The sequence below is a fragment of the Rouxiella chamberiensis genome (assembly GCF_026967475.1).
Classification (GTDB): Bacteria; Pseudomonadota; Gammaproteobacteria; order Enterobacterales; family Enterobacteriaceae; genus Rouxiella; species Rouxiella chamberiensis.
In genome coordinates, this window is record NZ_CP114058.1 from 838,509 (window position 1) to 850,747 (window position 12,239).

Genomic DNA, 12,239 nt, shown 5'->3' on the forward strand with positions numbered 1-12,239 from the left:
GCCTGGCACAAGTTTTGTTACTCAACGGACTGTTATTATCCGGCCTTGCAAGCGCAGACGTAAATGATTCCAGCCAGGCGATGGACGGGATTATCACGGAGGAGGGGCACGTGCCGGGGCTGGACCTCTATCTCGATGTCACGTTGAACGGCAATCACGTGGGGCTTGCCCATTTCGGTTTTGCCGATCAGAAACTTTATGCCAGCGCCAATACGCTTCGCAAGATAGGGATTCGCCTGCCGCAAGATGCCAGGGACGCCGTCAGTCTGCATGATATCGCGCAGCTGCAACTCGATTACGATGCGCACCAGCAGACCCTGAAACTGACGGCACCGCTCAGCGTGCTGGATCTGGCGACCAACAACGTCAACCGCTTCACCGAAGAGCGCCCGCCGGTCAACAGTTCGCCCGGCATGCTGCTCAACTATGATATCTATGCGGCGCAGGACAATGGCACCCTTGCCAATAGCTTCACCGAATTTCGCGCCTTCAATTCCGCAGGCGTGTTCAGTTCCACCCAGCTCACTCAATATTCCGAACAGAGTCGCGATAACGAAAGGCGCAATCAGGTGAATCGTCTGGATACCAGCTGGCGCTCTTCGTTTCCCGACAGCATGCTGGCGGTTACCGTCGGGGATACGCTGACCAGCGCGCTGTCGTGGTCGCGTCCGACCCGCATTGCCGGGTTGCAGATTGGCACCGATTTCAGTCTCCAGCCTTATATGCACACGACGCCGCTGCCGACCTTTCTCGGCTCCGCCACGTTGCCCTCCGACGTCGAACTTTTTGTCAATGGCATGAAGTATTACAACGGTCGCGTGCCTTCGGGCAATTTCGAAATCAACTCGATGCCGAATGTCAGCGGGGCCGGTAATGCGCAAATCCTGATGACCGATGCCCTTGGAAGAACCACCACGCAGAACTTCTCTTTTTACAACGATCAGATGCTGCTGCGTCAGGGATTGACCAGCTGGTCGGCGGAGCTTGGCGTTGTGCGTAAAAACTACGGGTACGTCTCCAATGATTATGGCAGCTCTCCGGCGCTGAGCGGCACATGGCGCTATGGCGTCAGCAACGGTTTTACGGCGGGCGTACACTCCGAAGCTACGGAACAGCTGGCAAACGCGGGAGTGAGCAGTGACTGGGTGCCGGGCGGGCGAGGCGGCACTATCTCGACCTCGGTGGCGTTAAGTAATGATCGCGGCGAGGGCGGTTCGCTTTACAGTCTGGGTTATCGCTGGTCGGACTCCCGATTCAGCTTTGGTGCCAACATGACCGCCACGGTCGGCGAGTATCACGATGTCGCAACGCATTACGGACCGCCGCCGCCGGCGCTCAACAGTAATGCGGTCATCGGTTATGACACGGGCTATTTCGGCAACGTCAGTCTGAGTTATCTACAATTTCGCTATCCGCAGGAACGTGCCACCCGCTACGGCAACGCCAACTGGTCGAAATCGCTGAATGACTGGGTCTACCTCAATGCCGGTTACAATCAGAATATCGATACCAACAGCGATCGCAGCGTCTATTTTATGGTAACGGTCACGCTGGATAACCGCATTACGGCCAGCACCTCGGTGCAGCGCAACAATGACAGCACCGGTTATCTGCTTAACGCCAGTCAGTCGCAACCCTCCGACGGCGGCTGGGGCTGGAACGTGGCAGCCAGTCAGCAGGCATCGCGCCAGAGCGGACAGGGCGAGGTGGGTTATCTTGGCGACCACGGCCGGGTGTATGGCGGGGTCAACAGTCAGCCGGAGAATCAATACGGCTATGCGGGGGCGAGCGGATCGCTTGTGATGATGGGCGGAGGCGTCTTCGCCGCGCGTGAAATCAATAATGGATTTGCCGTGGTGTCGACCGATGGCATAACCGGCGTGCCGATCAAACTGCAAAACAATCCGATAGGGGTCAGTGATGACAACGGGCTGCTGCTGGTCACGCAGTTGAACAGTTATCAGAAAAACCTGCTCAGTATCGATCCTATGGATTTACCTGCCAATATGCGTATCGATCGCATCGAGGCCAACGCCACGCCGAGTGACCGTTCCGGCACGCTGGTGAACTTTGGTATCAAGGCCGTGCGTGCGGCGCAGGTCATTCTGAAAGACGCGCAGGGACGATTTATTCCGGAGGGCAGTGCGGTTCAGCTCAACACCCGGGAGGGCGCGAGTAGGCCGATGGGCTTTGATGGCGTAGTCTATTTCGATGCGCTGGAACAGCATAACCAGATTTGGGTGACCACCGATGCCGGAGTCTGCTCCGCGCAATTTGAGTATCCCGTGCAGGTGGAAGGGATCCCGCAAATCGGCCCGTTAACCTGTAGATAAGGCAAGGCGGAAAGGAGTCATGAACATGCGTTTGAGATATTTGACGATAATGGCGGGACTGGCATTATGTCCGGGCGTCAGCCTTGCGGCGATTAACTGCACGGTAACCAGTGTGCAACCCGTCAACTTCGGCACCGTTAATCCGCTGGCGAGCGGAACAGCCTCGGCCTCGACCACTCTCAGTTACAGCTGCACCAAAACGCTCGGCGAATTGCTCTCTGCGGTGACGCTGTGTTTTAACATCGGGCCGTCGTCGGTGACAAGCCAGGTGACGACGCGCAGCATGAGCTTTGCCGGACCGCCGACCAGCACCCTGAGCTACCAGCTCTATCAGGCGCCCAATGGTGTGGTCTGGGGCAGCCAGTATCAGGCAGGCACGTCGCCCGTCATCGTCAATCTGGGATCGCTCAGCTCGCTGTTCCCATCGACCGGCAGCGTGACCGTTTATGGATCGCTGGTGACGCCGCAAACCAGCGCTGCGCCGGGCACCTATCAGGATATTTATGCGGGGCTTACCGCGAGCATGACCACCAACACGGCGGCGCTTATTCCGCCCGGCACCTGTGGCAGTACGGTGGCGGCGAATTACCCGTTCAACGTGACGGCGACGGTGGTCAAGCAGTGCACCGTGACGGCGAGCGGCAATATCAATCTGGGATCGGTGAATTCAACGGCATTGAACACGACCTCGAGCAATAGCCTCAGTGTGACCTGTTCAAACAGAACGCCCTATACCGTGGGGCTTGTGCCTTCGAACGGCAGCACGACGGGAGCCGGCGTCATGAGCAGCACTGCGCCGAACAATGACAAAGTCGGTTATCAGCTCAGCTCGACGCCGGGTCCGAACGGCACGCCGTGGGGCAATACCGCGCTTAACTATGTCGCAGGGACCGGAATCGGTACAGCGACCAGCTACAATGTGTATGCCACGGTGCCAAGCGCGAATTATACGCCCGGCAGTTACGCGGACACCGTCACCGTCAATGTCACTTATTGAAAGGTTTCAGCGATAAAACCACGGGCCGCGCCGCAGGGCCATCAGCTCGCGTCGAAAATGACGTACAGTTTGCGCATCTGCGATTCAATGACCCAGGTCCCTTCGGTATTCGCCTCGAAGAAGAAAGCATCCCCGGCGGTGAAAGTCAGCGTTTCTTCTCCATCCGGCGTGAATGACCCGCTGCCATTCAGGAAATGCATGATTTCCGCCTGTTTCACCGAACGACGATAGCTCCCCGCGCTACATTCAAAAATCCCGGTATCGATATCTTCCTTGCCGGGGATCACTTTCTGTATTCCGGAAAGGGTGACCGGCGAGGTTTCGGGTAATCCTTCGACACTTCCCCAGGCTTCCAGTGTCTTGAGCGACGCAGGCTGAGCTATCTTTTGGACTTTCATTCAACTTTTCCTCTGCAATAGAAATCGAAATACGCCTCTAGCCTGCTGTTCTTCCAGGCTTTTGTGCGCGATACCTGGAAAGCTTATGAGATGCACTGAAAACTTTGGCGGATTTTTAGGCCATTAATAAACACATCCGCGTGGGAATGCCTGTGGGTTTGGTAGAAACTTCTGTAGGGATTGGGGTATGAAAGGGGAAAAGGGGGAGTAAATTAAGAATCGGCCGAGAAAACATTAACGAAAATGAAGTGAATGTGAATTTTTAGAATTTAATCCTAAAGATAACGGCCTAAATGAAATAAAATTACTGTTTTGGAACATCTAAACTGAATTGCCAAAATAAATTTCATAAATTAAAAAGGTGTAATAATCTGATTTATATAGTTATTTAGCGATAATTTTACAATAATTTACAACTAATCCGATTTGGTAACAACTTTTAGTATGTGAATAAAAGCAACATTTCATCTAGTATTAGTTTAACAAAACTTATGTGATAGCTGAGTTAGCTGCCAGTAAAGCGTAGTGAGCAAGCATTGTGCAAATATCGCCGCCGCAGGATTTGGACGTATTAATGTTTGAATATTAGACGATTAGGGTCAATACCATGAACAACCTGCTACTGGACGCTAAAGTTAACCCAACGCTAAATCCTGACCCTATTCCTGTTGCTTTGCAGGTCGGGTTTGATCTAGCCGCCGTCATGCATCTAAAACGTCTCGATGCTGGCGGAAATAGGGCCAGTTCGCCTCGCTCGTCCACCTATCAAGGCGACGCGCGAAGACTCCTCAAATGGCAAGCGGTACAGCAGCAACCTGGTAAGCAGCAACATGCCTGACCCGTTCAGAAAAATATCAGATTTCCATTCTGGAAATTCTACCCCAAACCCAAACGTTAATCCTGAATCCTTTACTCGGAAAAATTTTTCTTTACCACTCTTTTTGTCGAATATGACTAAAAACGTAAATATTATCCCTGGGAAAGTGCAGGATATTATTTCGGATAATCTATTTCTTATGCCGAAAAGTATCTATCCTTAGCCACAATATCACTTGACGTGAGGATGATATATCACGAGGATTAAAATTGAAGGACCCGCAATAATTTTTTCGGGTTTTATTCATTCTGCAACAATGTACAGATAACGTATCTCTATTATCGAGAAAAAGGGTCGTCATTATTTTTTCCAGCACTGTGGAAACAATTGATACGGATTAGTCACTATCCTGAACTGGCCGGTTATTTACGGGTCAGTGATGCTCGGATAAACACTTTAATTAAGACAGTTATTATTACTTAAAGTTACCACAATGAAGGAGTAAGTATGAACATTATCAAAGATTATAATGTCACTTTAAGAATGTGGGAGCCTGAAGATGTTGCAGGCTATTCTGCAATGGCGGCAAATCAGGAGGTCATGAAGTATATATCTTCCGGTCAGCCCCGCAGTCAGGAGGTTATCGACCAGGAGATCGCACGATTCCGCGCCTCTCAGGAGCAGTATGGCTTCTCGCGCTGGTCGGCTACGCTTGGCGACGAAAACCGTTTTCTGGGCTTTGCCGGTTTCGAGAAGAAAGAGTACGGTATCAATTTCGGCATGCGCTATGACCATCCCTGGTGGGGAACGCCGTGGCCGTTTATTGCCGGACATCTGGCATTGACCCACGCATTTGATGTATTGAATTTGGCAGAAGTCTATACCTTGACCAATATCAAGAATGTCAAAGCCATCAATATGAATATGAAATATCTTCAGCTTGATCATCTTGAAGATGATATTTTCGACACGAAATTTGGTCCTCACCAACGTATTATCTATACACGAGAGCGCTTTCAGGAAGTTCGTAAAGCAAACGAAGGTAAGATCATAAAATTAGTGGACTGTAAACGCTTTGCCGATAACAAGATCATTTAAAGGCTCTCGAACATGAAAAATGAGGATGTTATCCTTCTTTGCGACCAAGCCCTTTTCCCGGATGAAAAACGTAATCCGGTATTATGGGCTCTTTGGTTTCCCTTTGGTATTTTAGTCGCACTCTGCAGGATACTTCTGCTAATTATTTATACCGTTTTGGTACAGGCGTGCTCAGTTAATACAAAGAAAAAAACCTATCGTCTATTGCTTCGCTTATTCGGCATCAGGGTTAGCTGTAACCTGGATTACGACACAGTCAAAACTCATACCAATGGTTGTATTGTGGCGGCTAACCACGTCAGCATCTTCGACCATTTTCCCGCTCTGGCCATGCCTTTGAGCACACTGATGGTTCACCATACCGACAGTTTTGCGGGCAGAATCATCGGATTGCTGCTGTTCAAGGGGTCCGGCTCCTCCTACTGGCAGGTTACCGACATCAAGCAGATGGTCAAAAGTTTCCGTGACTGGAAAAAGTCGCCTGACGGCACGGCGCTTTATATTACCCCCGAGGCCACCATCAACAACGGTCGCGGGCTGTTTCGTTTCCGCCCCGACTTTCTGGTCAGAGGCCGTCCGGTCGTGCCGCTGGCGCTGACTATCGAGTTGCCTTTTGGTCTCTCGCCCAATCCGCTGAACTCTTCCGGCGTGATTAAATTCATCCGTTTATTGACCTGTCCCAGCATCCATTTCAGACTGGACTATCTGGAGAAGATCCCCGCCTATGTTTCCGAAGCCGAATCGGGCACAGGACAGGAATATGCCGATCGGGTCCAGCAAAGCATTGCCCATCGTCTGGCGATTCCCGCCACGCGGGTGACGCGTGAAGACAAATACGAGCTGCGTAGAGAGAGTAAAAAATAATGGATGTCATCTTCGATTTCGACTTCACGCTGCTGCCCGAAGAAAGCACCGTTGAAGTTCTGAAACTCGCGCTGGCGGCCGAGCCGGATCGCGACATTCTGATGCAGAGACTGGCGGATATCGCGCCGAAAGCGTTGGCAGGCAAGGCAAGTTTTGCAGAAAACCTGTTTATGCTCCAAATGGCAAGACGCGTCAGAAAAGCCCACGTAGGCGAATATGTCGAACGTAACAAGAGTCGTCTGTTGCCCGTTTTTCATGGATTGTTCGACGATCTCAGAAAAGCCGATGTGAATATTCACATCATCTCGGGCGGTTATGAAGAGTGGATTAAACCGCTCGCGGCGGAATGGGGCATCTCGCCCGACAATGTGATTGGCAACCGCTTTGTCTGGTGGCGCAACAATGTCATCGGTCTGCGTCCTTCGCCTCTGTGGTCTTCCAAAAAGAGCAAAACCTTCATCGTCGATGCGTTGCGCAAAAAGAAGAAGATCAACAGTCCGGCCCTGATTATCGGCGACGGCACGGCGGACAGAGACGTATGGAGCCGCGGTGCCGTGCGCTGGTGCATTATTGCCGAGTACTTCAACAAGGAAAGCCTGGAAGAGGGCGAACTCTGTTCACGCGCGGCCACGCCTGAAGAGATGTGCCAAAGTGTTCTGCGCATCGTTCGCGAGCGCAGCGAGAGTCCGGTTCCGGTCATGAACTGAGCCTCTAGCAGGACTTTTGAAAACCACGCTCCGGCGTGGTTTTTTTATGGGCCGAAAAGCGCCTGACAGGGCAAAAAAAGCCTCCGACAGGAGGCTTTGCATCAGGTTGACCCGTAACAGGGACTAGCGTTCGCGCAGTGCCTCTCTGGCCCGGTTGAACGGCTTGATCAAGTAGTCCATCACCGTCTTCTCGCCGGTTTTGATATCCACGGTGGAGACCATGCCCGGGCTTATCGAGAAGCGCTTGCCGGCCTTGTTCTGCACGTAATCATTGTCGGTGCGGATAAACACGCGGTAGTAGAAAATCTCGGGTTTGACCTCGTCCTGAATGGTGTCCGGTGAAATACCTTCCACCACGCCATTTAGACCGCCGTAAATCGCATAATCATAGGCCGAAATTTTCACCACGGCGTGCTGCCCTGGATGAATAAAGGCGATGTCACGCGGTGACAGGCGGGCTTCAATCAGCAGCCGATCGTTCATGGGCACGATGTTCATTAGCTCGCCATTGGGAGGAATCACCCCGCCGACGGTCGAAACCTTGATATTTTTCACAATGCCGCGCATCGGCGAGCGGATGGTCGAACGGGTTACCGTGTCTTCGCGGCCCTTGACCACCTGCGACATGCTGTCGGCCTCGGCGTTGGCTTTCGCCAGTTCTTCCCGCGCCTGCACATAATACTGCGAGCGCATATCGGTCAGCTTCAGTTCCAGATCCGACTTGTCGCGCTGCAATCTCAGGACCTCAACGCTGCTCGCCGCGCCGGTTTTTGCCAGCCGCTGGGTGATGGCCAGCTCGCGGTTTGCCAGTTCCAGCGACTGTTTGAACTGCGCCGTGGCGTCGTTGAGCTGCGCGCGGCGGGTCTTGTACAGCCGGGTTTCTGACGCGACCAGAGCCGGAAACTTGTCCAGCTCCGCCGGGAAGCTCAGTGGTTGGTCATTGACCTCGGCATTGAGGCGCGACGCTGCCGCCAGCGCCGCACGGTAACGCGCCGCACTTTCACCGACATTGGACTCCGATCGCGTGGCATCGAGCCTTGCGACGATTTGTCCGGCCTGAACCTGATCGCCCTCATGCACTTTCAGTTCGGTCAGAATGCCGCCTTCAAGAGATTGCAGTACTTGATCGCGCGAGCTTGGGATAACTTTGCCGGTGCCGGTCGAGACTTCATCCAGCATGCCGAACCAGGCCCAGACAAGGGCCACGAAAATCAGCAAACTGCTTATCACTATCAGGCGCACCGCACCGGAATAGTGGGTTTCGGAACGCAGTTCGCCGAGTAGATCGTCGGAGGAGTCCACTTCTGCGGCCGTCACCAGCCGCAGTTTGGCAGGGAGTTGCTTCATCATGATTTTGCCTCCGGCTGAATTCCGTTTGCCCGCGCAGGCGGCAACGCGTTCTCTTTCGGGCTGTCCATCACCAACTGACCCTCCTTGAGCACCAATACCCTGTCGACCAGCGCGAGGATGGCCGCGCGGTGAGTGGCGACAATCAGCGTGCGGCCATTCAGCCATTGGCCAAGGCGCTCGATAAACTCTTTCTCGGTGTGATCGTCGAGCGACGCCGTGGGTTCATCCAGCAGCACGATATTGGGATCACGCAACAGCATGCGCGCCAGCAGCAGCGACTGGCGCTGTCCGCCGGACAATCCGACGCCGCCTTCCATTACCGGATGGTCGAGGCCGAGCGGCAATCGGCGGATAAACTCGGCACCGCCGCTGACAGTCAGTGCGGCAAAAATCGCATCATCGGTCGCGTGTGCCGCGCCCATGGTCAGATTTTCACGCAGTGTGCCGTGAAACAGTCGGGCGTTTTGCGTCAACAGGCCGACATTGCGCCGTACATCGGCGAGGTCAATATGCGGCAGCGAGAGATTGTCCAGACGCAGTTCGCCGCCCATTAAATCCACGCCGCCAATCATCGCCTGAAGCAGCGTCGATTTCCCGGACCCGTTACGACCCAGCACCGCCACACGTTCGCCCGGTTTGATGGTCAGGCTTTTGATGCGCAGCGCGACGGTCAGCGAGTCGGTGTTGTAGCGGAACATCGCGTCGGTAAACTGGTAGTGTCCGAACAGGACCGGACTGTGAATACGGGTTTCGTCCCTGCTGTTTTCCACCGGCAGATTCATCAGCGCATCGAGGCTGGTTTTGGCCGCCTTGACCTGCTGCCAGCGCGCCAGCACGCCGCACAGGGTTGCCATCGGGGCAATCATGCGCGAAGAGAGCAGGGAGGCCGCAACGATGGCCCCCGTAGTGATATCGCCGTTGATAACCATCGGCGCACCGACCACGATCACGCTGGCATACACCAGTCCCTGAATCGTGACGCCCCAGCTGATAAGAGAATGCATCACCTTGCGCATCTCGACGCCGGACTGCGCGGTGATGCGAATATAGCTGTTCCACTGCTGGAGGAAACGGTCTTCCGCCTGCATCAGCTTGATGTCTTCAAGCCCCTGCACACTCTCGACCAACACTGCGTTGCGCAGCGTGGACTCCTTGAGCGCCTGCTGCGCCAGTTTTGCCAGCTTCTTCTGGCTAAACAGGCCGGGCAGCACCATCAGCAGCACGGCGACCGGCGCAATCCACGCCAGCTGCGGCGCGATAATCGCCATCACCAGCAGGAACAGCAGGAAGAACGGCATATCGACAATCGCCGTCACCGTCGTCGAGGTCACCATCTCGCGAATGGCTTCCAGCTCGCGCAACTGCGAGATGAATGTCCCGGTCGAGCGCGGCACGGCGCTGTTTCGCAGCCGCAGCGCGTGACCAAAGACCCGGTCGGAGACCCGCATGTCGGCGCGTTTGCCGAGCAGGTCGGTCACGTGGTCGCGCCCGACGCGCAGGATATAGGTAAAGACCACCGAAATAATGACCCCGATATAGAGGACATATAATGTCGGATAGGATTGCGCGGGGATAACCCTGTCATAGACCTGCATCGAGAAAATAATACCGACCAGCGCGAGCAGGTTGATGAGGAAGGATCCGAGCATCACATAGCTGTAAGGGCGCAAGTCATGCAGGACCAGACGACGCAGCCAGTTGGGTTTGACGGCGGTCAGATACTTGTCGACACGGCTGTCTTTGGCGGCGGTCAGCGGACGCAGCGCGGCGGCAAAGCTGATTTCCGGCAACAGGGTGGCCAGCGCAATCGGCGCGGGCTGTTCTTCACCGGTAAAATGCACCCGCACGTCGTCCTGACCATCAAAGCTTGTTATCACGCCGACCTGTCCATCGGCCAGTTCAATCGCCAGCGGCAGACGCCAGCTGGTAATCTCCCACTGGTCATCTTCGAACAGTTGCAAGGATAACCCGGCCTGCCGCGCCAGATGTCGCAGTGCCTTGTCGCGCGGCTGGTTGCCTTGCCATTCGCTGGTGGCCATGATCATGCCCGGTGAACAGGGCAGGCGATAATGGGTGGCAATCAGGATTATCGCCGTGGCCCATCCGTGTAACGGGACATGTTCCCCTTCGGCCGCATCGGGCTGACCGTTGGGTTCGTCGGGAATCTGCAATTGAGTCATGGCTGGATCTCCACGGATTGAATCCGCTGATTGTTCAGAGCAAACGCAGACCTGATTTGCCCGGAGCTATACAGGCAATCGAGCTGAAGTGAGCGTAACTGGCTGATGGTTTGCTGGAGAGTAAATCGGGTCTGGAACACTTCCTGCTCGGCGTTCAGCACGTCCAGTAGAGGACGGGTGCCGAGTTGCAGGTATTGATCCTGATACAGCTGCTGGGTCTTCTCGCCCAACTGCTGTTGCCGCGACTGAATGGCGAGGCTGCGTGAGAGACTCTGCGCCTCGGTCTGCGATTCGCTCAGCTGCTGTCTGGCCTTGAGACGCGCCGAATTCACTGCCGCATTGGCGGCGTTCAGGGCATTGGCTGCGGCATCGCGGGTGGCGGTGGTCGCGCCCCCTGATACAGCGGCATTTCGACTTTTACAAAGGCGGAATACTGGGTGCGGTCAAGCTGCTGACTGCCGGAATAGTTGTCGTTGAGATAGTGCGTGACCTGCGGTTCGAGCGAGACGGTCGGCAGCATCTGCGCATTGGCGTTATCCAGCTTGGCCCGCGCCTGATTTGCCTGTGCCCAGGCTGCCAGCACCGACGGGTTGAGGGTGTCATCGGCTTTGCCGACCTGACAGGAGCGCGTCAGATTGACGGGGAAATTCTCGCTGACATTGTTCACATTCGGCCAGCCGAGGTAGGTGGCGAGCGTTGCGCGCCAGCGGTCCAGACTGGCCTGATACTGTATTAACGTGCTGCGCGCGCCTTCGATACGCGCATCGGTTTGCGTCGCGTCGGAAAGGGAGGCCGCGCCTTCGTCGTTACGCTGCCGCGCCAGATCGCCAATCTTGCTCAACGCGGTCAACTGCTGCTGGGCTATTTTCACCAACTCCTGATAACCCTGAACTTCAACCAGCGCTGCCGCCGTGTCGTGCGCGACGGTGTCTATGCTGACCAGAATGTTGGCCTGTCCCTCTGCCACCCCGGCTTCGGCGGAACGCACGGAACTGCTGACCTTGCCGAAGTCATAGAGCATCTGGGAAACAGAGAGGACAAAAGAGGGGCTGAAGCCTTTTTCGACATAGGCGTTGCTGTAGCCGTTGTTCATACCGGCGCTGACCTGGGGATAATATTTGGCTTTGGCCACGTCAACCTGGTTGTTCTGTTCGAGCATGTTGCCGATGGCTTCGGCAATATCGGGATGCCACTGAATGGCCCGCTGCACCGCCTGATTAATGGTGAGAGTATCAGGAACGTGGGCGAGGGCGGGTTCGGTGACTTCACCGGTTAATGACGGAAGATCCTGCTGTTGCGCCAGACCGGAAGAAGAGATGTGACTGGCCGTAACAAGAGAATCACTGGCGGCCAAAAGTTGAGAACTATGTAACAAAGCGATGCCCGCACAAAAGACGCTGAGCTTGGAAAAACGGCGATATATTGCGCCTGATTGCATCAAATCCATCGATAATCCACCAGTCAATAAGAGAAAGGGGCACATCCCTGTGCCCGT

9 protein-coding genes and 1 pseudogene are annotated in these 12,239 nt (G+C 54.7%); 6 read left to right on the forward strand and 4 right to left on the reverse strand.

Annotated elements, in window-relative coordinates; all coding sequences use genetic code 11:
- Nucleotides 1-80: 80 nt before the first annotated feature.
- Both O1V66_RS04020 and O1V66_RS04025 read left to right on the forward strand, forming a co-directional pair.
- Nucleotides 81-2,333 carry a fimbria/pilus outer membrane usher protein gene (locus tag O1V66_RS04020; RefSeq protein ID WP_045047565.1) on the forward strand — a complete coding sequence of 751 codons (2,253 nt, stop codon included), beginning with the start codon at nt 81-83 and terminating at the stop codon, nt 2,331-2,333.
- A gap of 25 nt (nt 2,334-2,358) precedes the next feature.
- A complete protein-coding gene (locus O1V66_RS04025) occupies nt 2,359-3,330 on the forward strand; it encodes a Csu type fimbrial protein (RefSeq protein WP_045047069.1) in 972 nt (323 codons plus the stop codon).
- Between the two features lie 41 nt (nt 3,331-3,371).
- Here O1V66_RS04025 and O1V66_RS04030 read toward each other — a convergent pair whose 3' ends face one another.
- A complete protein-coding gene (locus O1V66_RS04030; RefSeq protein WP_045047068.1) occupies nt 3,372-3,728 on the reverse strand; it encodes a cupin domain-containing protein in 357 nt (118 codons plus the stop codon).
- 607 nt (nt 3,729-4,335) lie between these two features.
- On the opposite strand from O1V66_RS04030, the gene O1V66_RS04035 reads away from it, so the two are divergent.
- From O1V66_RS04035 to O1V66_RS04050, 4 genes are all read left to right on the forward strand, one after another.
- Entirely contained in the window at nt 4,336-4,566 is a 231-nt protein-coding gene (locus O1V66_RS04035; protein WP_269128117.1) for a hypothetical protein, read from the forward strand.
- Between the two features lie 486 nt (nt 4,567-5,052).
- Nucleotides 5,053-5,643, forward strand: coding sequence for a GNAT family N-acetyltransferase (locus O1V66_RS04040; protein ID WP_045047066.1), 591 nt, complete (start codon nt 5,053-5,055; stop codon nt 5,641-5,643).
- A gap of 282 nt (nt 5,644-5,925) precedes the next feature.
- Entirely contained in the window at nt 5,926-6,507 is a 582-nt protein-coding gene (locus O1V66_RS04045) for a lysophospholipid acyltransferase family protein (RefSeq protein ID WP_241481373.1), read from the forward strand.
- Nucleotides 6,507-7,214 carry an HAD family hydrolase gene (locus tag O1V66_RS04050; RefSeq protein WP_045047064.1) on the forward strand — a complete coding sequence of 236 codons (708 nt, stop codon included), beginning with the start codon at nt 6,507-6,509 and terminating at the stop codon, nt 7,212-7,214. Before O1V66_RS04045 ends, O1V66_RS04050 begins: the two co-directional genes overlap by 1 nt.
- 123 nt (nt 7,215-7,337) lie before the next feature.
- Here O1V66_RS04050 and O1V66_RS04055 read toward each other — a convergent pair whose 3' ends face one another.
- The 3 genes and pseudogenes from O1V66_RS04055 to O1V66_RS04065 form a co-directional block, all read right to left on the reverse strand.
- The gene (locus O1V66_RS04055; RefSeq protein WP_414058469.1) at nt 7,338-8,561 is read right to left on the reverse strand and encodes an HlyD family type I secretion periplasmic adaptor subunit; all 1,224 of its coding nucleotides are present in this window, start codon (nt 8,559-8,561) and stop codon (nt 7,338-7,340) included.
- Nucleotides 8,561-10,744 carry a type I secretion system permease/ATPase gene (locus O1V66_RS04060; protein WP_045047062.1) on the reverse strand — a complete coding sequence of 728 codons (2,184 nt, stop codon included), beginning with the start codon at nt 10,742-10,744 and terminating at the stop codon, nt 8,561-8,563. Before O1V66_RS04060 ends, O1V66_RS04055 begins: the two co-directional genes overlap by 1 nt.
- Nucleotides 10,741-12,191: pseudogene (locus O1V66_RS04065) on the reverse strand (TolC family outer membrane protein). Before O1V66_RS04065 ends, O1V66_RS04060 begins: the two are co-directional and overlap by 4 nt.
- Nucleotides 12,192-12,239 lie beyond the last annotated feature (48 nt).

Excerpts from the sequence above, each read along its gene's own strand:
- O1V66_RS04020 (WP_045047565.1), top strand. The coding sequence starts at position 81 with ATGGACGGGATTATCACGGAGGAGGGGCACGTGCCGGGGCTGGACCTC.
- O1V66_RS04025 (WP_045047069.1), top strand. The coding sequence starts at position 2,359 with ATGCGTTTGAGATATTTGACGATAATGGCGGGACTGGCATTATGTCCG.
- O1V66_RS04030 (WP_045047068.1), bottom strand. The coding sequence starts at position 3,728 with ATGAAAGTCCAAAAGATAGCTCAGCCTGCGTCGCTCAAGACACTGGAA.
- O1V66_RS04035 (WP_269128117.1), top strand. The coding sequence starts at position 4,336 with ATGAACAACCTGCTACTGGACGCTAAAGTTAACCCAACGCTAAATCCT.
- O1V66_RS04040 (WP_045047066.1), top strand. The coding sequence starts at position 5,053 with ATGAACATTATCAAAGATTATAATGTCACTTTAAGAATGTGGGAGCCT.
- O1V66_RS04050 (WP_045047064.1), top strand. The coding sequence starts at position 6,507 with ATGGATGTCATCTTCGATTTCGACTTCACGCTGCTGCCCGAAGAAAGC.
- O1V66_RS04055 (WP_414058469.1), bottom strand. The coding sequence starts at position 8,561 with ATGAAGCAACTCCCTGCCAAACTGCGGCTGGTGACGGCCGCAGAAGTG.
- O1V66_RS04060 (WP_045047062.1), bottom strand. The coding sequence starts at position 10,744 with ATGACTCAATTGCAGATTCCCGACGAACCCAACGGTCAGCCCGATGCG.